This is a genomic window from Nocardioides sp. Z40_12 (assembly GCF_058215795.1).
Genome location: NZ_JBZAJA010000001.1, coordinates 437,368 through 459,135, shown reverse-complemented (window position 1 = coordinate 459,135; position 21,768 = coordinate 437,368). Strand labels below are relative to the sequence as shown.

The 21,768-nt window shown below is 72.6% G+C and carries 20 protein-coding genes; 15 read left to right on the top strand and 5 right to left on the bottom strand.

Features of this window, described 5'->3' with window-relative positions:
* Nucleotides 1-2: 2 nt before the first annotated feature.
* From AC4BG9_RS02140 to rplQ, 11 genes are all read left to right on the top strand, one after another.
* Complete coding sequence (locus AC4BG9_RS02140; protein WP_490569432.1) at nt 3-6,290, top strand: Ig-like domain-containing protein; 6,288 nt, start codon at nt 3-5, stop codon at nt 6,288-6,290.
* Between the two features lie 37 nt (nt 6,291-6,327).
* Nucleotides 6,328-7,296: an AAA family ATPase gene (locus tag AC4BG9_RS02135; RefSeq protein WP_490569431.1), complete on the top strand. Its 969-nt coding sequence runs from the start codon at nt 6,328-6,330 to the stop codon at nt 7,294-7,296.
* A gap of 7 nt (nt 7,297-7,303) precedes the next feature.
* On the top strand, nt 7,304-8,494 hold the full coding sequence (locus AC4BG9_RS02130) for a DUF58 domain-containing protein (protein ID WP_490569430.1): 1,191 nt from the start codon (nt 7,304-7,306) through the stop codon (nt 8,492-8,494).
* Nucleotides 8,491-10,905 carry a transglutaminase-like domain-containing protein gene (locus AC4BG9_RS02125; RefSeq protein ID WP_490569429.1) on the top strand — a complete coding sequence of 805 codons (2,415 nt, stop codon included), beginning with the start codon at nt 8,491-8,493 and terminating at the stop codon, nt 10,903-10,905. The genes AC4BG9_RS02130 and AC4BG9_RS02125 overlap by 4 nt, the downstream gene beginning before the upstream one ends.
* Before the next feature lie 220 nt (nt 10,906-11,125).
* Nucleotides 11,126-11,347: a translation initiation factor IF-1 gene (infA, locus tag AC4BG9_RS02120; protein WP_026145687.1), complete on the top strand. Its 222-nt coding sequence runs from the start codon at nt 11,126-11,128 to the stop codon at nt 11,345-11,347.
* A gap of 28 nt (nt 11,348-11,375) precedes the next feature.
* Entirely contained in the window at nt 11,376-11,489 is a 114-nt protein-coding gene (rpmJ, locus tag AC4BG9_RS02115; RefSeq protein ID WP_004008316.1) for a 50S ribosomal protein L36, read from the top strand.
* Nucleotides 11,490-11,695: 206 nt separating this feature from the next.
* The gene (gene rpsM / locus AC4BG9_RS02110; RefSeq protein WP_056599771.1) at nt 11,696-12,070 is read left to right on the top strand and encodes a 30S ribosomal protein S13; all 375 of its coding nucleotides are present in this window, start codon (nt 11,696-11,698) and stop codon (nt 12,068-12,070) included.
* 73 nt (nt 12,071-12,143) lie between these two features.
* Nucleotides 12,144-12,539: a 30S ribosomal protein S11 gene (gene rpsK / locus AC4BG9_RS02105; RefSeq protein WP_489964692.1), complete on the top strand. Its 396-nt coding sequence runs from the start codon at nt 12,144-12,146 to the stop codon at nt 12,537-12,539.
* A gap of 29 nt (nt 12,540-12,568) precedes the next feature.
* Nucleotides 12,569-13,177 carry a 30S ribosomal protein S4 gene (gene rpsD / locus AC4BG9_RS02100; RefSeq protein WP_489964693.1) on the top strand — a complete coding sequence of 203 codons (609 nt, stop codon included), beginning with the start codon at nt 12,569-12,571 and terminating at the stop codon, nt 13,175-13,177.
* A 140-nt stretch (nt 13,178-13,317) separates the two neighbouring features.
* Nucleotides 13,318-14,334 carry a DNA-directed RNA polymerase subunit alpha gene (locus AC4BG9_RS02095; RefSeq protein WP_490569428.1) on the top strand — a complete coding sequence of 339 codons (1,017 nt, stop codon included), beginning with the start codon at nt 13,318-13,320 and terminating at the stop codon, nt 14,332-14,334.
* A 107-nt stretch (nt 14,335-14,441) separates the two neighbouring features.
* A complete protein-coding gene (gene rplQ / locus AC4BG9_RS02090) occupies nt 14,442-15,032 on the top strand; it encodes a 50S ribosomal protein L17 (RefSeq protein WP_490569427.1) in 591 nt (196 codons plus the stop codon).
* A 63-nt stretch (nt 15,033-15,095) separates the two neighbouring features.
* Here rplQ and AC4BG9_RS02085 read toward each other — a convergent pair whose 3' ends face one another.
* Complete coding sequence (locus tag AC4BG9_RS02085; RefSeq protein ID WP_490569426.1) at nt 15,096-15,464, bottom strand: GntR family transcriptional regulator; 369 nt, start codon at nt 15,462-15,464, stop codon at nt 15,096-15,098.
* 54 nt (nt 15,465-15,518) lie between these two features.
* On the opposite strand from AC4BG9_RS02085, the gene AC4BG9_RS02080 reads away from it, so the two are divergent.
* The gene (locus tag AC4BG9_RS02080; RefSeq protein WP_490569425.1) at nt 15,519-16,460 is read left to right on the top strand and encodes a PfkB family carbohydrate kinase; all 942 of its coding nucleotides are present in this window, start codon (nt 15,519-15,521) and stop codon (nt 16,458-16,460) included.
* A 24-nt stretch (nt 16,461-16,484) separates the two neighbouring features.
* Here AC4BG9_RS02080 and AC4BG9_RS02075 read toward each other — a convergent pair whose 3' ends face one another.
* From AC4BG9_RS02075 to AC4BG9_RS02060, 4 genes are all read right to left on the bottom strand, one after another.
* Complete coding sequence (locus tag AC4BG9_RS02075) at nt 16,485-17,249, bottom strand: DUF2786 domain-containing protein (protein WP_490569424.1); 765 nt, start codon at nt 17,247-17,249, stop codon at nt 16,485-16,487.
* Between the two features lie 95 nt (nt 17,250-17,344).
* Nucleotides 17,345-17,923, bottom strand: coding sequence for a TIGR03086 family metal-binding protein (locus tag AC4BG9_RS02070; protein WP_490569423.1), 579 nt, complete (start codon nt 17,921-17,923; stop codon nt 17,345-17,347).
* Between the two features lies 1 nt (nt 17,924).
* Complete coding sequence (locus tag AC4BG9_RS02065; RefSeq protein ID WP_490569422.1) at nt 17,925-18,419, bottom strand: SRPBCC domain-containing protein; 495 nt, start codon at nt 18,417-18,419, stop codon at nt 17,925-17,927.
* 2 nt (nt 18,420-18,421) lie between these two features.
* A complete protein-coding gene (locus AC4BG9_RS02060) occupies nt 18,422-18,787 on the bottom strand; it encodes an ArsR/SmtB family transcription factor (protein WP_490569421.1) in 366 nt (121 codons plus the stop codon).
* 109 nt (nt 18,788-18,896) lie between these two features.
* Between AC4BG9_RS02060 and truA the strand changes: the two genes are divergently transcribed.
* The 3 genes from truA to AC4BG9_RS02045 are packed head-to-tail and all read left to right on the top strand — an operon-like array spanning nt 18,897 to nt 21,740.
* A complete protein-coding gene (truA, locus tag AC4BG9_RS02055; protein WP_490569420.1) occupies nt 18,897-19,727 on the top strand; it encodes a tRNA pseudouridine(38-40) synthase TruA in 831 nt (276 codons plus the stop codon).
* Complete coding sequence (locus AC4BG9_RS02050) at nt 19,724-20,338, top strand: class I SAM-dependent methyltransferase (protein WP_490569419.1); 615 nt, start codon at nt 19,724-19,726, stop codon at nt 20,336-20,338. Before truA ends, AC4BG9_RS02050 begins: the two co-directional genes overlap by 4 nt.
* A gap of 34 nt (nt 20,339-20,372) precedes the next feature.
* Nucleotides 20,373-21,740: an FAD-dependent oxidoreductase gene (locus AC4BG9_RS02045; RefSeq protein WP_490569418.1), complete on the top strand. Its 1,368-nt coding sequence runs from the start codon at nt 20,373-20,375 to the stop codon at nt 21,738-21,740.
* Nucleotides 21,741-21,768 lie beyond the last annotated feature (28 nt).

The window sequence follows — 21,768 nt, the reverse complement described above, 5'->3', positions numbered from 1 at the left end:
GGTTGCACAAGATTCAGGGGGAGACCATCACGATGCGCGGGTTCCTGCGTCGGCACCGGGCGGCGATCGCCTCCAACACGGCTCTGGCCGTGGCGGCCGGTGCCGTGCTCGTCTACGCGGTCTCCGCCGACGGCTACCAGTCCCACCGCACCGAGCTCAACGACGGCGGCATCTGGGTCACCAACAGCGACAAGGGCTACTTCGGCCGGGTGAACAAGCCGATCGGCAAGCTCGACGGCGCCGTTCCGCTGGAGCAGGACGCCGACCTCGACATCATCCAGGACGGCGCGGCCGTGGTCGGCGTCAACGGCCGGGCCGGGCGGCTGGTGCCGCTGGACCCCGCGACCCTGGACGCCAACGACGGGGCCAGCTCCTCCCTGGCCCCCGGCGGGACGGTGGCGATGGCCGGCGGCACCCTCGCCGCGATCGATCCCGAGACCGGCAGCACCTGGGCCGTTCGCTACGACGCCAAGGTCGGTGCCCCGCTGGCCTCCGCGCTCGACCAGCAGTCCGAGCCGCTCGCCAAGGTCGGCGCGTCGGCGTCCATGACCGTCACCCGCCGGGGCGCGGTGGTCGTCATCTCCGCCGACAAGGACCGGGTGGCGGTCTGGCAGCCGGAGTCGACGGGAGCCGACCTCAAGGACCCGGTCACCGAGAAGCTGCCCGACGCGGCCGGCGACCCCACCCACGCCACTGCGGTGGGCGAGGTGGTGGTCACGCTCGACCGGGCGAGCGGGACGCTGTGGACCCAGGCGGGCGGCACCGCCTCGCTCCCGGCCGACGGGGTGCTCCAGCAGGCCGGTCCGGCGGCCGACTCCGTCCTGGTCGCGCACGAGGACGGTCTCTCGGAGGTCGACCTCGCCTCCGGCCGCGTCACCACGCTGGTCGAGGGGGTCTCGGGGAACCCGGCCGCGCCGGTGCGGCTGGGGGAGTGCGTCTTCGGGACCTGGTCGGGCGGCGAGGGCCAGCTCGCCGTCGGCTGTGGCGGGTCGCGTCCCACGGCCACCTCCCTGGGCGCCAAGGGGAACGCCAGCGACCTCGTCCTCCGGGTCAACCGGGACGACATCGTGCTCAACGACGTGGCCAGCGGCTCGGTGTGGGAGATCGACTCCGAGAACCCCCAGCGCATCGACAACTGGGAGGCGTTCACCGACAGCAAGAAGGTCGAGACACAGAAGAAGGACGACGAGCAGCAGACCACGGGCGACCGCCGTCCGCCGCAGGCCAAGCCCGACGACTTCGGCGCCAGGGCCGGCCGCACGAGCGTCCTCTACCCGCTGGACAACGACGCGGCCCCCGAGGGTCGCCTGCTGGCCATCCAGGGCGTCGACCAGCCCAACCTGCCCGGTGCCCGGGTGGCGATCAGCCCCGACCGGCAGACCCTCCAGCTCTCGCTGCCGGAGAACGCCCGGGGCCAGGCCAGCTTCGACTACTACATCGACGACGGCCGCAACCTCAAGGACCAGGCCACCGTCACCGTCGACGTGCGCGGCGGCCAGGAGAACGCGGCCCCCGCCCTGCGCGAGGGTCACGAGCCGCGGCAGTGGCGGATGCCGGCCAGTGGCTCCCTGGAGCTGCCGGTGCTGCCGGACTGGCGCGACCCCGTCGACAGCGACCCCCTGATGCTCGAGTCGGCGCGGGTGGTGGGCGGCCTGGAGGGCGTGGTCGCGCGGGCCACCACCAACGGGCGCCTGCGCATCTCCGCCCCTGGGCGCGGGGGTGAGGTCCAGGTCGAGTACGCCGTCTCCGACGGCCTCTCCGAGCCGGTGCGCGAGGTCCTCAACGTCACGGTCCAGGACAAGTTCGAGCAGACGACCTTCCCGGCCGTCGCGGAGCCCGACGTGGTGAGCGGCGAGGTGGGCAAGCCCATCGTGGTGCGGCCACTGGCCAACGACCTGCCGGGTTCCGACCCGGGGACCCCGGACGCCCAGCTCGAGCTGGGCGGGAGGATCCCCGACCAGGTCGGTGCCAAGGTGCGCACCGACCTCAACACCGGGGTGGTCCGCGTCGACGCCAACAAGGCCGGGACCTACCTGCTGGACTACCAGACCGCCTACGGCAACGCGAAGCTGGCGCGGGGCAAGATCCGGGTCGACGTGCGGCCCCCGCCCAAGAACCCCCAGGATCCCGTCGCCACCCCGGACACCCTGACCCTCTACGGCCAGACGGCCGCGACGGTCGACGTGCTGGCCAACGACGTGGACCCCGCAGGGGGCATCCTCGTGGTCCAGGCCGCTCGCCCCGACCGGCCGGACCAGGTCGACGTGGCGATCGTGGAGGGGCGCTGGCTGCGCATCTCGGCCCGGCAGGGCGCGCTGAGCCCTGCCGCCCAGGTGGTGCGCTACACCATCAGCAACGGCACGGTCTCGGGGGTCGCGGGCGAGGTGCTGGTGACCCAGCGGCCCCGGCCCAAGGACAACACGCCCGTCACCGGGCCCGACCGGGTCGTGGTGCGAGGGGGCCAGGTCGTGGCCCACCCGGTCCTGGACAACGACTACAGCCCGTCGGGCGACCGGCTCGACCTGGCTCAGGACGCGACCGTCGAGAGCTCCGGCGAGCTGGCGGTCGAGGCGCCCCAGGACTACGCCGGAGACGTCGGGTCCGCCTACGCGTCCGGCCGGCTGGTGCGTTACGTGGCTCCCACGGGGTTGGCCGAGCGCGAGTCCTTCTCGGTGCCCTACGTCGCGGAGAACTCCACCGGCGAGACCGCCGCGGGCAAGCTGACCGTCGTGGTGGTCCCCGAGGACGGACCCAACGCGGTGCCGGAGCCGCCCGCCCTGGAGGGCCGGGTCGTCGCCGGCGACTCGCTGCGGATCAAGCTGCCGGGCAGTGACATCGACCCGGACGGCGACCCGGTGGTGGTGACCGGGATCGACGCGCCACCCCGGCTCGGGCGGCTCATCGAGTTCGGCGCCAACTACCTGCAGTACCAGGCCTACCCCAACGCGGCAGGCACCGACGAGTTCGCCTACACCCTCACCGACTCCCGCGGTGCGGAGGCGACCGGCGTCGTCCGCGTCGCGGTGGTGCCCGCCGGGCTGCCGCAGCCGCCGGTGGCCGTCGCGGACGACCTGACGGTCGCCCCCGGGGCGGTGGCCCGGGTCGACGTGCTCGCCAACGACGAGATCGGCTCGACCGACCGGATCACCGTGGAGCTGGTCGACCCGCCCGAGGGCGCCCGCCTGGAGTCCGCGATCGGTCCGCTGCTGGTCGAGACGCCCCGGGAGGCCGACGGCGACACCCTCGAGGTCGTCTACTCCCTGAGCAACGGCCTGGCCACCTCGCTGGCGATGGTCCGGATCGAGACGGTCGAGGGCTTCAACAACCCGCCCGTCGTGCAGGACGCCTTCGGGCGGGCCGACGCCAGCGACGCCGTCAAGGTCGACCTGCTGGCCGCCGCCGACGAACGCCCCGCCGCCTACGACCCCGACGGCAGCGTCGAGGACCTGCGGGTGACCCGCGTCTACGCCGAGGAGGGGACCTACGAGCTTGTCGGCGACACGGTCACCGTGACCCGCGGGAAGGCGCCCAAGGTGGTGCCCTTCCGGGTCGAGGACGCCCGGGGCGGGGTCGCGAGCGCCTCCCTCTACGTGCCGCCCGCGGCCGGTGGCCGGCCGTACCTCAAGGACGGCTCCCTGATCGAGATCGACTCCGGGGCGAAGAAGAAGATCGAGATCGGCAAGTTCATCGTCAACCCCGGCGGCGGCACGCTCGCCCTGTCGGGTCCCCAGCAGGTCTGGGGGTCGCCGCGCAGCGCGGTGAGCGTGCGCGGTCTCTCCGGCACCGAGGTGGAGGTCTCGACCCGCGCCGACTTCCGCGGCCCCGGGGCGGTGATGGTGGAGGTCGTCTCCGCCGCCGACGAGGACGACGCCGAGGAGGCGCCCCGGTCGACGGTGATCTCGATCCCCGTCCAGGTGGGCGACAACCGGCCCGAGCTCGACTGCCCCGACACGCCGATCGAGGTGGCGGCCTCGGACTCGGCCCAGATCGACGTGCCCTCGGTGTGCACGGTCACCACGGTGCCGGACGCGCCGGGCCGCTTCGCCCTCGACTACAGCGCCGTGTGGAGCACGGAGGTCTCCGGCGTGACCCTCTCCTCCGTGCGGGGGACGCTGCTCGACGTGGCCGTCGACGGCGGCGTGCGAGCGGGCTCCACGGCCGTGCTCTCGGTGCGCGCCGGTGACAGCGACCCCGACACCCTCCGGGTCCGGGTGACCCGGGCCCCCTCGCCGTCGTTGATGTCGTTCTCGGTGCCGGACATGAAGCCGGGGTCGAGCAAGGAGATCAACCTCTCCCGCTACCTGCGCGCCGGGGTGAGCGACCCGCAGCCCACGATCCTCGGCGTCCGGCGGGTGTCGGGGAACTCCGTGAACGCCTCCTCCTCGGGTGCGACGCTGCGCCTCAACGCCCCCAAGGGGGCCGGCGGGCGCACCGAGCTGCAGGTGGAGATGAGCGACGTCTCGACCGGCAACCCTGGTCCCGAGCGGCGGGTCAGCGCCCGGGTGAGCATCGAGGTCCTCGACGTGCCCACGGCCCCCGGTGCCCCGTTCGCCAACGAGATCAAGGACCGCTCGGTCGAGCTGAGCTGGCAGCCGTCGGACCCCCGCGGAGCGCGCATCGACTTCTACGAGGTGTCGCTGGTCGACGGGAGCCGCAAGCAGCGCTTCCGGACCAACAAGGGCGTCTTCCGGGTGCCGGACAACGGCAAGAAGTACGCCTTCCAGGTCAGGGCCCACAACAAGGTCGGCTTCTCCGAGTGGAGCGGTCGCTCGCCCTCGGCCGAGATCGACAAGCAGCCCGGCCGGGTGCCGTGGATCCGGGCGGAGGAGATCGGCGACGGGACGCTGACCCTGCGGTGGGGCAAGGCCCCCACGGCCGTCTCGGACGTGCAGACCTACTACCTCTCCTGGCGCGACGGCAGCGCGGAGGTGACGGGGAGCAAGCGGACGCACGTGGTCACCGGCCTGGACAACAACCAGCAGTACGAGTTCTCCATCCGGGCGCGCAACGCCACCGGGACCTCCGACCCCCGGGTCTCCGACCTCTTCCAGTCGATCGGCACCCCGGCGAGCCCGCGGGGACTGAGCGTCTCCGACCAGCAGACCGGCCCCGACCTGACCACCCTGAGGCTCGACTGGGCCGGCACCCTCCCCGAGGGCCCCGCGCCGACGCTCTACTCGGTGCGGGCCACGGTCAACGGCAGGACCGAGGTCCTGCCGGAGTGCCGGCGGATCGAGCTGACGACCTGCCGTCACACCGGGGTCCCCTACGACGGGCGGGTCTGGAACTACACGGTCCAGGCACACAACGAGCGGAACACCTCGGCGGCGAGCCCGCCGGCCACGTTCGCGGCCGTGGGCGTCCCCCAGTCGTGGGACGCCTGGAGCTGGGAGGCCACCGGCCGGGACACCCAGATCACGCTCAACTACCGGGTCCCCGCCTCGCGCGGTACCCAGAGCAACGTCACGGTGCTGGTCAACGGCGTGCCGGCGGGGCAGCCGGCCAACCAGCTGGGGCCGCAGACCCGGACCATCGGCCTGCCCAACAACCTCAACCCGCACTCGGTGCGCCTGCGGGTCTGCAACGAGGCGGACCGGTGCAGCGACAGCAACGTCCAGGACGCCCAGAGCTACGGGCCGTTGACCGACCAGATGGTCCGGGCGAGCCCCGTCGTCAACGGCAGCTCGGTGCAGTGGGTCGTGGAGGGCAACAACAACGGGAACCCGGGCAAGCTGACCGTCCGCGTCTACGACGTGACCGACCCCTCGGACCAACGCCTCCAGGCCGACCTCAACGTGGACCTCTCCGGCTACGGCCCCGGGAACTTCACCTATCCGCTCGCGGCCATCCAGACGGGATGGCGGTCGACCTCGCGCATCGAGGTGACGATCTCCGACGACGCCCCGGCCGGTCGCGGCTCGGGGCAGGCGGTCGCGGCGATCGCCACCGGGGACCCGCCCACGCCGGTGGTGACGGTGACCAGGGTCCCCTGCAAGGACGGCACGGACAACCCGTGCGGACCGCCCGACTCGGGCGACCTGTGCGTCAGCGACACCTGTGGCTTCATCGCCGTGCGGGTGACCGGTTTCCTCTCCGCCTACAACTGCAGCGTGGAGCGCACCCGGTGGCCGCTGAGCCCGGAGGTCCTCCACACCATCCCGAACCAGACGGGCGAGTACAACGCCACGACGCCCGTCTATCTCTCGAACGGGAACGTCGTCGTCTCCTGCACCACGGTCAACCAGGAGGACAAGGAAAGACAGACCGGAAGCGGCTCGAAACAGTGGTGACACCGGGGTACGGACCCCCTCGAACGGAAGAAGACGCATGACGATCTCCCACGAGCAGGCCGAGTGGTTCAAGAAGACCTTCGACCAGCTGACCGACAACATCGAGAAGGCGGTGCTGGGCAAGCGCAAGGTGGTGCGCCTGGCTCTGACCTGCCTGCTCTCGGAGGGGCACATCCTGCTGGAGGACGTCCCGGGGACCGGCAAGACCATGCTGGCGCGGGCGCTCGCCAACACCGTGCAGGGCAGTCACGCCCGCATCCAGTTCACCCCCGACCTGCTGCCCTCCGACGTCACCGGGGTGACGGTCTACGACCAGCACAAGGGCACGTTCGAGTTCCACTCCGGGCCGATCTTCCACACGATCGTGCTGGCCGACGAGATCAACCGCGCCTCGCCCAAGACCCAGTCGGCCCTGCTCGAGGTGATGGAGGAGGGCCAGGTGACCGTCGACGGGGTCGCGCACTCCGTGGGCCGTCCGTTCCTGGTGATCGCCACCCAGAACCCCATCGAGCAGGCCGGCACCTACCGGCTGCCCGAGGCGCAGCTGGACCGCTTCCTGATGAAGACCTCGGTGGGCTACCCCGACCGCCAGGCCACCGTCGAGCTGCTGGTCAACGCCCGGGTGCGCGACCGTGCCGCCCTGGTGTCGCCGGTCATCACCGCCCAGACGATCGCGCAGATGAGCGAGCTCGCCGACGAGGTCTACGTCGACCCCGCCGTGATCGGCTACGTCGCCGAGCTGGCGGAGGAGTCGCGGCGCCTGCCCCACGTCAGGCTCGGGCTCTCGGCCCGCGGCTGCCTCGCCCTGGTGCGGGTGGCCAAGACCTGGGCGGCCGCCGACGGCCGCGACCACGTCGTCCCCGACGACATCCGCGACCTCGCCGAGCCCGTCCTGAGCCACCGCCTGCTCCTGGACGCGGAGGCGCAGTTCAGTGGCGTCTCGGTGGAGACCGTGATCGGACGCCTGCTCGACTCCGTGGCACCCCCGACGGACCGAGTGGCCTGAGTCGTCGATGGAGGTCCTCGAGCGAGCGGTGCGCGCAGTCCTGGCGGTCGTCCGGCCGACCGGCTGGGTGGTGCTGGGGCTGGGCGTGGGCGCCCTCGTCGTGGCCGGCCTGACGGGCTGGCTCGAGGTGGGGGTCCTGGCGGCGGCGTGCCTGCTGCTGCTGCTCCTGGCGACCCCCTTCCTGCTGGGGCGGACCTCTGTCCGCGTCGACCTGCGGCTCGAGCCGGAGCGGGTGGTGGCGGGGGAGTCGGTGGCCGCCGGCGTGGTGGTCACCAACGTCTCCGGGCGCCGGATGATGCCCACCACGCTCGAGGTCCCGGTCGGGACCACCGTGCACCGGTACGCCGTCGGCGCGCTGGGGGCCGAGGAGAGCGACGAGGAGTCGTTCACCATCCGCACCGAGCGCCGGGGGGTGATCCCGGTGGGCCCCGCGACGACGCTGCGCGGCGACCCGCTCGGGCTCTTCTCCCGCGACATGGTCTGGACGCCGCTGCGCGAGGTGCTGGTCCGCCCCGCGGTGCTGCCGCTGGACTCGCTCGGGGCCGGCCTCCTGCGTGACCTGGAGGGCGTCTCGACCGACGCCGTCAGCCAGAGCGACCTGGCCTTCCACGCGCTGCGCGAGTATGCGCCCGGCGACGACCTGCGCCACGTCCACTGGCGCTCCTCGGCCAAGGTGATGGCCTCCACCGGGGAGAACGCGCTGCTGGTCCGCCAGTACCTCGACACCCGGCGCAGCCACGCCACCCTGGTGGTCGACGACCGGCTCCGCTCCTGGCACGACCCGGAGGGTTTCGAGACCGCGATGACGGTGGCCGCCTCGATCGCGGTGCGCGCCGCCACCGACGAGTTCGACGTCTCGTTCGTCTGCGGGAACCAGGCGTCCTCCGGCGGCCAGGGGCACCTGGCGCTCGATGCGGTCTGCCGCGCCGACTTCGGCGACGCCGGGCTGGTCGCCACGGCCCGCCGCGCCGTCGGTGCCGCCCCCGACACCAGCATCGCCTTCTTCATCACCGGCTCGGAGGCCGCCTTCGCCGATGTGCAGCGCGCCTCCGCCGCCTTCGGCTCGGAGGTGAGGCGCTTCGCCATCCTGGTGGAGCCGACCGGCATCAGCCGGGTCTCCGACGCGGCCGGCCTCCGGGTGCTGCACCTGACCGCCAAGCAGGACCTGGGCCGCCTTCTCCACTGGAGCGTCGGATGAGCGCCACGACCACCACCGGCACCCGGACCAGGACCAGGTCCGAGCGCCGCTGGCCCCGCCCGGAGCAGTGGGTCGACCTCGCCGTCCTGGTGGTGCTGGTCGGCGTCGCGCTCTCCGGCCTGGCAGCCTCGTTCACCGGCTGGCAGTTCCTGGTCGTCGGCGTGCTCGGCACGGTCCTGGCGGCCGGCGCCTCGGTGTTGTGCCGGGCCGTGGGGCTGCCCGCCGTCGCGGCGGTGCTGCTCACCGTGCTGGTCTTCATGCTCCTCGGCGGGCCGCTGACCCTGCGCTCCGAGGGCGACACCGCCTTCCTGCCCGGCCCCGGCACGCTCGGGACCCTGGTGGACCAGCTGCTCTACGGCTGGAAGGACCTGCTCACCACCCTGCCGCCCGTGGAGGGCGACGGGCCGCTGCTCGTGCTGCCGTGGGTGATGGGCCTGCTGGCCGGCCTGGTCGGCTCCGGCGCTGTGCTGCTCGAGCTGCGCCGGCCCTGGCTCACCGCCGTGCTGCCGGTGCTGGCGGCCACCGGGGTGCTGGTCGCCGCGATCCTGCTCGGCGTCTCCCACCCCCAGTCGCTGCTGGTCCAGGGTGCGGTCTTCGCCGGGCTGGCGCTGGGCTGGCTGGCGCTGCGCGGGCGGAGCGCCACCGCGCAGGTGCGGGTGGGCCGCCCGGGCCCCGTGCGGGTCGCGGCGGCGGTCGGTCTGCTGGCGGTCGCCGCCGGGCTCGCCCTGCCCGTGGCCGGAGCCTTCATGGACGAGGACCCCGACCGGCTGGTCCTGCGCGAGCACGTGGAGCCGCCGTTCGACATCGGCGCCTACCCGTCGCCGCTGGCCGCCTTCCGCAACTACGTCGACCTGGGCAACCGGAGCGAGAAGACCAACGTCTTCCACGAGGAGATGTTCGTCGTGGAGGGCGTCGAGCCGGGGACCCGCCTGCGGATGGCCACGCTCGACCACTGGGACGGCATGGTCTACGGCGCGACCAACGACCCGCTGGCCGCGGAGTCCGGCGACGCCTTCCAGCGGGTCTCCTCGGTCATCGACAACCCCGTCCGCGGTCGCGAGGTGAGCGTCCGGGTCCGGGTCGCCGCCGGCTACTCGGGCGTCTGGCTGCCGACCGTCGGCGCCCTGCAGTCGATGGAGTTCGAGGCCGGCGACCCCAGGACCAAGGCGGAGAGCTTCCGCTACAACCTGGCGACCTCGACCGCCGTGGTGCCGAGCGGGCTGCACCCCGGCGACGTCTACGCCTTCGACGCGGTCGTGCCCGAGGACGCCGTCACCGCCGAGACCGGCGCCTCGCCCCTGCCGGGCGCCCTCAACGCCGACACCGGCTTCCTCGACCAGGCCCGGGACAAGTGGACCGAGTCGGCCAGCACGCCGATGGAGCGGGTCTTCGCCGCGGCCGACCACCTGCGCGAGAACGGCCGCTACTCCGACGGCGTCCGCCGGGCCGAGCGCGGCTACCACCCCGGCCACGGCCACAAGCGCCTCTCCGACGAGTTCGTCAACGCCGACCCGATGGTCGGCAACGACGAGCAGTACGCCGCGGTGATGGCGCTGATGGCCAACAAGCTCGGCGTCCCTGCCCGGGTGGTGCTGGGTGCGGTGGTCCCCCAGGGAGGCGTGGTCAAGGGCGAGCACGTCGAGGCCTGGGTCGAGCTCCGGGTCGCGGACGGCACCTGGCGCACGCTGCCCACCGAGCGGTTCATGTCGACCAAGCCTCCCGCGGAGCGGCAGCCGGAGACCCAGGAGCCGATGACCGGCACCGTCGTCCCGCCGCCGGCCCCGATCCCGCCCCCCTCCGACCTGGGGGAGTCCTCCGACTCCGAGCTGCGCACCCGGATGCAGCAGGAGGAGGCCGAGGAGGAGGCCGACGACGAGGACGCCGGCGGCCTGCCCGCCTGGGTGGGCACTGTCGCCAGGGTCGTCGGGCTGCCGCTGCTGCTGGTCGCCGCCGTGGTCGGCGCCATCGTGGGGGCCAAGACGCTGCGCCGGCACCGCCGCCGGCGGGCGCCGGTCGTCTCGGCACGCTTCGTGGGCGCCTGGCGCGAGCTGGTCGACCAGGCCCGCGACCTGGGCCAGCCGGTGCCGGCCGGGCCCTGGGCGACGCGCCGCCAGCAGTCGCTCGCGATGACCTCCGGCGGGTCCGTGGCGCTGGCGCGCCGCGCGGACGGCTTCGTCTTCGGGCCCACCCCGCCACAGCCGGAGGAGGCCGACACCTACTGGGAGAGGGTCGAGGAGGAGCGCCGGGCGATGGTCGCGGGCCTCGGACGCCGGCAGCGGATCCGCGCGGCCCTCAGCCTCGCCAGCTTCCGGACCGGTCGGCCGAGCCCGGCGGCCGGGCCCGGCTCCTCGGAGGGGCCGCGGTGGCCCGCCCGGTTGATTAGGGTTTCGCGGCGTCGCCCACTAGACTGATGCGTCGGCCCAACGTGGGCATGCTCGTCGGCGTCTCGCGGCTGCCGTGACATCGACCAGGTCTCTCCTCGGGGAACTTGGATGATGCGCGGAAATGAGACACCAGCGGCTGTCGCACGAGGTCCACCCGCCCAGGCGGGAGGTTCCCGGGCCACCCCCGGACGACATCCGTCAGCCGGGGTGCACACGGTAGACAACGTTCCAACAGATTGTGGAGGACATGCCGAAGAAAGAAGGCGTGATCGAGCTCGAGGGCACCATCACGGAGGCCCTGCCCAACGCCATGTTCCGGGTCGAGCTGAGCAACGGACACAAGGTGCTCGCCCACATCAGCGGCAAGATGCGCCAGCACTACATCAGGATCCTCCCGGAGGACCGTGTGGTGGTGGAGCTCTCGCCGTACGACCTCACCCGAGGTCGCATCGTCTACCGCTACAAGTAACCAGCCGATCTGAGAAAGGCCCTCCGAAGTGAAGGTCAACCCGAGCGTCAAGCCGATCTGCGACAAGTGCAAGGTCATTCGTCGCCACGGCCGCGTCATGGTCATCTGCGAGAACCCGCGCCACAAGCAGCGGCAGGGCTGATGAGCCGGCGGTCCGCCGCCGGTCTCGCGACAACAGAAGAATCCATTCAACGTGCTCGCTAGCCGGGACACCCGCGAGGGTGACCGGCGAACCCACCTCCGGAGCAGCGGCCGGAGCCCGGTTGCACAGGTCCAGGACCTGTGCGAGGCGCCGGGGTGCGACACGGACGAAACCGCAGCGAACTACCCGAAGGGAATGCCAGACACATGGCTCGCCTCGTTGGTGTTGACCTCCCGCGCGACAAGCGCATCGAGATCGCACTCACCTACATCTACGGCATCGGCCGTACCCGTGCCCAGCAGCTGCTCGCCGCGACCGGGGTCGACCCGAACGCCCGCGTGCACACCCTGGGCGACGAGGAGCTGGTCAAGCTCCGCGATGAGATCGAAGCCAACTTCAAGATCGAGGGTGACCTCCGTCGCGAGGTCCAGGCCGACATCCGTCGCAAGATCGAGATCGGCAGCTACCAGGGTCGCCGCCACCGCATGGGCCTCCCGGTCCGCGGTCAGCGCACCAAGACCAACGCGCGCACCCGCAAGGGTCCCAAGCGCACCGTCGCCGGCAAGAAGAAGGCGAAGTGATCCTCGGCCTCCGCCGGATCACTTGCTGACTTCCTCGAACTCAACGCTTCCCAGCTACCTCAGGAGATACTGAATGCCTCCCAAGAGCCGCACCACCAAGGTGCGCCGCAAGGAGAAGAAGAACGTCGCTCAGGGCGAAGCCCACATCAAGAGCACGTTCAACAACACCATCGTCACGATCACCGACCCGACCGGTGCGGTGATCTCGTGGGCCTCGGCCGGCACCGTCGGCTTCAAGGGCTCCCGCAAGTCGACTCCGTTCGCCGCCCAGATGGCCGCCGAGGCCGCGGGTCGTCGGGCGCAGGAGCACGGCATGAAGAAGATCGACGTCTTCGTCAAGGGCCCGGGCTCGGGCCGCGAGACGGCGATCCGCTCGCTGGGTGCCATCGGCCTGGAGGTCGGCACCATCCAGGACGTCACGCCTGCCCCGCACAACGGCTGCCGCCCGCCCAAGCGCCGTCGCGTCTGATCACCCGAGACCTAAGGAGACTTTGAAAGATGGCCCGTTACACCGGTCCCATGACCAAGAAGTCGCGCCGTCTCGGTGTCGACCTCGTCGGTGGTGACGCTGCGTTCGAGCGTCGCCCCTACCCGCCCGGCCAGCACGGCAAGGGCAGGATCAAGGAGAGCGAGTACCTCCTCCAGATCCGCGAGAAGCAGAAGGCGCGCTTCACCTACGGCGTCCTGGAGCGGCAGTTCCACAAGTACTACGTGGAGGCTTCGCGCCGTAAGGGCAAGACCGGCGACAACCTGCTGCAGCTCCTCGAGTGCCGCCTGGACAACGTCGTCTACCGTGCCGGCTTCGCCCGGACCCGTCGTCACGCCCGCCAGCTGGTCAACCACGGCCACTTCCGGGTCAACGGCCTCAAGGTGGACATCCCGTCCTACCAGGTCTCGGCGCACGACGTGATCGACGTGCGGGAGAAGTCCCTGGAGATGACCCCCTTCATCGTGGCTCGCGAGACCCACGGCGAGCGCGTCGTCCCGGCGTGGCTCGAGGCGATCCCCTCGCGGATGCGGATCCTCGTGCACCAGCTCCCGACCCGGGCGCAGATCGACCTGCCGGTCCAGGAGCAGCTGATCGTGGAGTTCTACTCCAAGAAGTAGTCCGGTCGGGAGCTCCTCCCGACCACCGCCTTCCGGGGCCCGGCCCAGCCGGGCCCCGGAGGGGCACCCCTCAACTTCATCCTCGTCGCCGAAGTTCGGGCCCGTCATATATCGGGTGGGTCCGGAAAGGAAAGAATTCAGTGCTTATCGCTCAGCGCCCGACCCTGTCGGAAGAGACCGTTGACGAGTTCCGCTCCCGGTTCGTGATCGAACCCCTCGAGCCCGGCTTCGGTTACACGCTCGGCAACTCGCTGCGTCGCACCCTGCTCTCCTCCATCCCGGGAGCGGCCGTGACCAGCATCAAGATCGACTCGGTCCTGCACGAGTTCTCGACGATCGACGGCGTCACCGAGGACGTCACCGAGATCATCCTGAACCTCAAGGGCCTCGTGGTCTCCTCGGAGCACGACGAGCCGGTCACCATGTACCTGCGCAAGTCGGGTGCCGGCGTCGTCACCGCTGCCGACATCACCCCGCCCGCGGGCGTCGAGGTGCACAACCCGGACCTGCGGATCGCGACCCTCTCCGACAACGGCAAGCTCGAGATGGAGCTCGTCGTGGAGCGTGGCCGCGGCTACGTCTCCGCCGTCCAGAACAAGGGTGCCGACAACGAGATCGGCCGGATGCCGGTCGACTCGATCTACAGCCCCGTGCTGAAGGTGACCTACAAGGTCGAGGCCACCCGTGTCGAGCAGCGCACCGACTTCGACAAGCTGGTCATCGACGTCGAGACCAAGCCGTCGATCCGTCCCCGCGACGCGATCGCCTCGGCCGGCAAGACCCTCGTCGAGCTGTTCGGGCTGGCCCGTGAGCTCAACGTCGAGGCCGAGGGCATCGACATCGGCCCGTCGCCGGTCGACGAGCAGCTCGCCGCCGACCTGGCCCTGCCGGTCGAGGACCTGCAGCTGACGGTCCGCTCCTACAACTGCCTCAAGCGCGAGGGCATCCACACCGTGGGCGAGCTCATCTCGCGCTCGGAGCAGGACCTGCTCGACATCCGCAACTTCGGTGCGAAGTCGATCGACGAGGTGAAGGCCAAGCTCGTCGAGATGGGTCTCTCCCTCAAGGACAGCGCCCCCGGCTTCGACCCGCACGCCGCGCTCGCCGCCTACAGCGACGACGACGACGACGCGTTCGTCGAGGACGAGCAGTACTGACACAGCGTCGAGGACGACCAGTCCTGACACACCCCAGATCCCGGCGAACGACGCCGGGACCGACTACCCCGGTACCTGGTACGGCCGGGGAGGAATGAGTAGAAGCGATGCCCACCCCCAAGAAGGGCCGCCGTCTCGGCGGCAGCCCGGCCCACCAGCGCCTGATCCTCTCGAACCTGGCCACCGCCCTGTTCGAGCACGGTCGCATCACCACGACCGAGGCCAAGGCCCGGCTGCTCCGCCCCTACGCGGAGAAGCTGATCACCAAGGCCAAGAAGGGTGACCTGCACAACCGTCGCGAGGTGCTCAAGGTCGTCCGCGACAAGTCGGTCGTGCACACCCTCTTCACCGAGATCGGCCCGACCTTCGCCGAGCGTCCGGGTGGCTACACCCGGATCACCAAGATCGGCCCCCGCAAGGGCGACAACGCCCCCATGGCCGTGATCGAGCTCGTCACCGAGGCGTACTCGCCCAAGGCCGCGTCGTCGAAGAAGACCAAGGCGGCTGCCGCCCCGGTCGAGGAGGCGCCCGCCGAGGAGACCACCGCCGAGGAGACCACCGCCGACGAGACCTCCGAGGGTGCGCCCGCCGAGGTCATCGCCGAGGGTGTCGACGGTGAGGCCGAGGTGCTGGCCGTCCAGCCGGACGCCGAGAACGCCGAGGAGCAGTCCACGGACGCCGCTGAGGTCAAGGAGTAGGTCTCCCGCCCCAGCAGTCCCCGCGAAGCCCGTCCCCTCTCCAGGGGGCGGGCTTCGTGCGTCTCACCGTGACCATCCGTCCTCGGCCAGGCGGATCGCCTCGGCACGGGTCAGTCCGAGCCGGCGACAGGTCGCCACGTAGGCCTCGGCCGCCCGGCGCGCCTCGTCGCCCTCCGCGCGGGAGCCGCTGCGGACCACGGTCCCACCGCGTCCACGGGTCTCCACCACACCGTCGGCCTCGAGCTCCTTGTAGACCCTGGCCACGGTGTTCGCCGCCAGACCCAGCTGGTCGGCCAGCGCGCGCACCGACGGCAGCCGGGTGCCCGGCGCGAGCTCCCCGCGAGCCGCCGCGGAGGCCAGCTGGGCACGCACCTGCTCGAACGGCGGAACGGGGTCGTCGCGGTCGACCCTGACCAGAGGGGGCTCGCTCATGCTCGACAGGGTATGACGCTGGACTCGTGAGCCCCGACCGGCGAGCATCGCGGGATGGACGAGGTGCTGGTGGTGGGGGAGTCCCTGGTCGACGTCGTGCACGGCGACGGACGGCCCGCGCGTGAGCTGCCGGGCGGAAGCGCGGCGAACACGGCCGTCGCACTGGCACGCCTCGGTGTGCCGGTCGGGCTGCTCACCGCCCTCGGCGCCGACCCGCGCGGGGACCGGCTGGCGCGGCACCTGGCCGCCGAGGGCGTCGGCCTGCCGGTGGACCCGAGGGTGCTCTCCCGGACCGCGACGGCCGAGGCGCGGATCGCGCCCGACGGCTCGGCCCGGTACTCCTTCGACGTGGACTGGAGGCTGCACCCTGCCGTCGACGCCCTCCGCGAAGGTCCCCGGGTGCTCCTGGTCAGCTCGCTGGCCCCGGTGCTGGAGCCGGGCGCGTCGACGGTGCGGACGTTGGTCGGCCGGTGGGGGCGGGAGGCCGCCGTCGTCTACGACGTCAACGCGCGACCTGCGATCACGGGAGACGGACCGCACCTGCTCGCTTCGGTGGCGGTGACCGCGGCTCTCTCGGACCTGGTCAAGGCCTCGGACGAAGACCTCGAGGTGCTGATGCCCGGTCTGACGCCGCAGGATGCGGCTCGCCGGCTGCTCGACGAGGGCGCCGGGGCGGTGGTCGTCACCAGGGGCGCCCACGGGGCGCTCTGGATCGACCACGAGCGGGTGCTCTCCGTGGAGGGCCGGCCCGTCACGGTGGTGGACACGATCGGGGCGGGGGACACCTTCGGCGCCGCGCTGGTGCGCTGGCTCCTCGCGGCCGGGGCCCTCGACCGGCGGCCGGGAGCGCCCGGGGCGGGGTGGGCCCTCACCGGGGGGCAGGTGCGCGAGGCGCTGGAGTGGGCGAGCGCGGCCGCTGCCGTGACGGTGTCGCGACCGGGGGCGGATCCGCCGAGCGTGGGCGACCTGCCTGACCTGCCTGACCTGCCTACCTGAGCCGCGCCCTTCCGGTGGCCCGGCTCACCGGCCCCGCGGCAAGGGGGCCCGTTCGCCCCGGAGCCGGGTGGTGCCCAGATCGGCCTGCTCTCCGGCCAGGTACCCGTCGCGCATCCCCGAGCCCGACAACGACCGGGGCCGTGCCTGACGGGCGCCGGGGTAGGCGTTGCGCAGAGCGTGCTCGACCTCGACGGCGCGGTCGGCCAGCACCAGGCCGGCGGCGCGTCCGCCGCGGCTGGTCCGCTCCGTGGCCGCCCCCTCGGCCCGGGCCTCCGCCTCCGCCAGCCGCCGGGAGATGGACATCCGGAAGCCGGCCTGCCAGGAGCGCCGGAAGGCCGCCTTGTGCTCCCAGGGCGGCACGGGAGTGCGGGCCAGCTGCCGGCCGGCCTGCATCAGCAGGCTGGTGAAGAGCAGCTCGACGCGGGCGAGGTCGGAGGCGTGGCCGAAGAGGTGGACGGAGTGCTCGGTCGGCGCCGACTGCGAGGCTCGGGTGCGCAGCACGGCCCGGCAGCGCAGCCGGTTGGCGACCTCGCAGAGGAGATGGGCCTTGTCCCGCGCGTAGGGGGCGTCCAGGCCGATCACCCGGTCCGCCACCCGGTCGCTGCCGGGGTCGTCGGCGGAGAGGAGTGCCGCGTCGATGCCGTAGTCGGCGATCAGCTGGGTGGCCTTGGCGGTGTAGGTCTCCGCCTCCTCGGGGCTCGCCGCAGGGTCCTCGGCCTTGGCGAGCAGCTTGCGCACCTTCGCGAGCATCTGGGCGGTCTGGTCGGACGACGGTCCGGTGGCGGGCACGGCGACTCCGGTCGAGGGTGGGGCTGGCAGGTGCGCCCCACCTTGCCAGTGCCCGCCGACGCGCCGTGCGGGCACTCCACAGGCGGCGTCCTGCCTCAGTCCGCCCCGGGCCGCCACGCCGGGTCGCGGCCGATGAAGGCGATCAGGCGCTCCTGGGGGCCGGAGCCGTCGAGGACCGGACGCCGGACCCCGAACTGCCCGGAGGCGCGGACGGCGTCCTCCATCGCCTCCATCTCGCGCAGCATCTCCGCGCAGAACTCCGGGTCGAGGGTGGCGTCCTGGCCGGTGGCACGCGCCAGGTCCCAGGAGTGCATGAAGACGTCGGCGGTGTAGAAGGTGGTGAGGGCCGCCGCCAGGTCCTGGGGCGGCGCGTGCGGGTGGGTGAACGGTGAGGCCGCCGCCTCGCGGTCGTCGAGCAGGCCCTGCACGCCCTCGAGCTGGGCGAGCCAGGCCGCCACCGGGTCCAGCGCGGCCGGCGGACCGGGCTCCCAGCGGTACGCCGTGGCGTCGGCGAGGAACCCCGGCAGCCAGGTGACCAGGTGCTCCACCACGTCGCGCGCCGTCCACCCCGCCACCGGTGCGGGGCTCGACCAGTCGGTCGTGCCCCGCACCAGAGCGGTGAACCGGCCCGCCACCTCGCGGTGGCGGGCGGCGGGCTCGGTGGGCAGTCCCACCTCAGACCCGTCCGTCGGCGAACATGCGGTCGAGCTTGGCGTAACCCTCCTGGACGCCGACCTCCATGCCGGAGGAGAGCATCCCGTCGCGCCCCTCGAAGGAGTCGCAGAGGGAGAACCCGTGCACGCGGGTCCGGCCGTCCCCGAGGTCGGTGAAGGTCATCGTCTCCAGCGCGATCGCCTCGGGCATCCCCTCCCAGGTGAACGTCTGGACGATCTTGTCCTCGCCCACGTACGGGAAGGTGCCGCGGAAGGCGTACTCCTGCCCCTCGTGCACGTTGAGGTAGCGGTAGGAGCCCAGGGTGCGGCAGTCCCACCGGTCGATCCGGGTGGTGACCGAGTCGGGCCCGATCCACTGGGCGAACAGGTCCGGGTCGGTGTGCGCGCGCAGCACCTGCGCCACGGTCGCCTCGAAGTCGCGCCAGATGTGGATGGCGGGGACCTCCTCGTCCGCCTGGATGGCGGCCTCTGCGTAACGGTCGGTCGGGTCGGTCATGGTCATGATGCTGTCCCTTCTTGCTCCGGTGTGCCAGGGGGGTCCTGCTCCTGCTGCATCCGCGCCAGGACGGCGTCCAGGCGCTGGTAGCGCTCCTCCGCCTGCCGGCGGTAGCGCTCGATCCACTTCGTCATGAGGTCGAACACCTCGGCCTCCAGGTGGACCGGCCGACGCTGCGCCTCACGAGTGCGGCTGACCAGTCCGGCCTCCTCCAGGACCTTGAGGTGCTTGGAGACCGCCTGCATGCTCACGTCGTAGGGCTCGGCGAGCTCCCCGACCGTCGCGTCGCCGACGGCGAGCCGGGCGACCATGTCGCGCCGGGTCGGGTCGGCGAGGGCGGCGAAGACGCGGGAGAGCGGGTCGGCCACGGGGGGACTCCTTGTTCAACTGATCGGTTGAATAAACCTACGGCTGTGGCCCCGGCCACGTCAACCATCTGGTTGAACAACTCTGCGCCCCTTCTGGGAGGATGGGCCGGTGCGCCTCCGGATCGACCTCGCCTACGACGGCACCGACTTCTCCGGGTGGGCGACCCAGCCGGGCCGACGGACCGTGCAGGAGACGCTCGAGGCCGCGCTGGCCACCGCGCTGCGGGTCTCGCCGGTCCGCGCCGTGGTGGCCGGCCGCACCGACGCCGGGGTGCACGCCCGGGGGCAGGTGGTCCACGTCGACCTCGCGCCGGAGCTGCTGGCGCGCTCCGCCGGCCGCTCGACTGACCCCCCGGCCGACGCGCTCGCCCGCAGGCTCAACGGCATCCTTCCCCCCGACGTCCGGGTACGCCGGGTGGGCGAGGCCCCGGCCGGGTTCGACGCCCGGTTCTCCGCCGTGTGGCGTCGCTACGCCTACCGCATCGCCGACCACCCCGACCTGGTCGACCCGCTGCACCGGCACCACGTCCTGGCCTGGCCGCGGGCACTCGACCTGGACGCGATGAACCAGGCCGCGGCCACCCTGCTCGGCCTGCGCGACTTCGCCGCCTTCTGCCGGCGCCGCGAGGGGGCCACCACGGTGCGCACCCTGCTGGAGCTGGAGTGGCAGCGCGACCCCGCCGGCGTGGCCGTGGCCCGGGTGAGGGCCGACGCCTTCTGCCACAACATGGTCCGCTCGCTGGTGGGGTGCATGGTCGCGGTGGGGGACGGGCGGCGCGCGCCGGGCTGGGCCGTGGAGCTGATGACCGCCCGGGAACGCAACCCGGCACTGACCGTGATGCACGCCCACGGGCTCACCCTGGAGGAGGTCGGCTACCCCGCCGACGACCAGCTGGTGGTCCAGGCGCGACGTGCCCGAGCCAAGAGGGAGCTGGCATGAACGACACCGGTGGCGACCAGGACCACTACTTCTCCGCCGACCCCGACGTGCCCTTCATCCGGGAGAGCTTCACCTGCGAGGTGTGGGGTCACGAGCTCGAGCTGGTCAGCGGGTCGGGGGTCTTCAGCCGTGGCCACCTCGACCACGCCACCGCCGTCCTCTTCCGCGAGACGGAGCCGCCGGCCCAGGGCCAGTTCCTCGACCTCGGCTGCGGCTACGGGGTGATCGGCCTGGCCATCGCCAAGGCGGTGCCCCTGGCCCGGGTGATCGGGGTGGAGGTCAACGAGCGCGCCATCGCGCTGGCCAACGAGAACGCCCGGAGCCTGGGCGTCTCCGGGACCTTCGTGGCGTGCCGACCCGACCAGGTGCCGGCCGGCTACCTCTTCGACGAGATCTGGTCCAACCCACCGATCCGGATCGGCAAGGAGGCGCTCCACGAGCTGCTGCTGACCTGGCTGCCGCGGCTGGCGCCGGGCGGGCGGATGGTCTCGGTGGTCGGCAAGAACCTGGGGGCCGACTCGCTCCAGCGCTGGCTGACCGAGCAGGGCTGGCCCACCGAGCGTCTCGCCAGCGTCAAGGGGTTCCGGGTGCTGGAGACCCGCAGGGCCTGAGCACCCGGCCACCCGACGTGCGAGGCTGGCCCGCATGAGCGAGCGCATCGTCATCCTCGGCGCCGACGCGGCAGGCATGTCCGCGGCGCACCAGATGCTGCGCACCGCCCGGCGCACCGGGCGTGAGCTCGAGGTGACGGTGCTGGACCAGGGCAGGCACACCTCGTACTCCGCCTGCGGCATCCCCTACTGGATGGCCGGCGACGTGGACTCCGCCGACGCGCTCGTCGCCCGGACCGCCGACGAGCACCGCCGGGCCGGGATCGACGTCCGCCTCGGCGTCCGCGCCGCCGGGGTCGACCTGGACGAGCGCGAGGTGCGGGTCGAGGGCGGCGAGCCGGTCGGCTACGACCAGCTCGTGGTGGCCACCGGGGCCACCCCGATCGTGCCCGGCTGGGCGCGCGACGAGACGGGCGCGCTGCCCCGGGGGGTGGGGCAGGTCAAGACCCTCGACGACGGGCAGGAGTGGCTGGACCGGTTCGCCGGGGCCGGCGAGGCGGCCCACGTGGTCGTCGTCGGCGGCGGCTACATCGGCCTCGAGGTCGCCGAGGCGGCCTTGCGCCGCGGCCTCGGCGTCACCCTGGTCACCCGCTCCCGGGTGATGAGCTCCCTGGAGCCGGAGATGTCGGACCGGGTGGCGCTCGCCCTGACCGACGCCGGGGTCGAGGTCGTGCTCGACGCCGACGTGACCGGGCTCGACGTCGTCGACGGCGCGGTGCGTGCCGTCCGCTGGGAGGGCGGGTCCCGCGACTGCGACCTGGTGGTGCTCGCCCTCGGGGTGGTGCCGGCGACCGGGTTCCTGGCCGGCTCGGGGCTGGCGCTGGGGGAGAAGGGGGCACTGCGCCCCGACCCGCACGGCCGGGTCGCGGACCGGGTCTGGGCGGCGGGCGACTGCTGCGAGACGTGGCGCCGTCTCGCCGCGGACCGGGTCTTCCGCCCGCTGGGCTCGCACGCCAACAAGATGGGCCGGGCCCTGGGCGACAGCCTGGCCGGGGGGACGCTCGCCTTCGACGGCATCCTGGAGACCGCGATCACCCGGTTCGCCGCCGGCGGCCGGTACCTCGAGGTCTCCCGCACCGGCCTCTCGCACGCCGACGCCAAGGCGGCCGGGTTCGACCCGGTGGCCGTGGTGACCGAGGGCTCGACCGCCAGCGGCTACATGGACGAGGCGGACCCGGTCGCCATCCGGGTGATGGCGGACCGGGCCTCGCGTCGGCTGCTGGGTGTCCAGCTGGTGGGCGGCCGCGGTGCCGCCAAACGGGTCGACACCGCGGCCGCGGTCCTGTGGGCGGAGGGGACGGTGGACGACCTGGCCTGGATGGACCTGGCCTACTCGCCCCCGTTCAGCACGGCCTGGGAGGTGCTGGGCGTCGCCGCGCGCCGGACCGCGGAGCGGCTGTGACCCGGTGCCCGGACGACGCCCAGCGGTG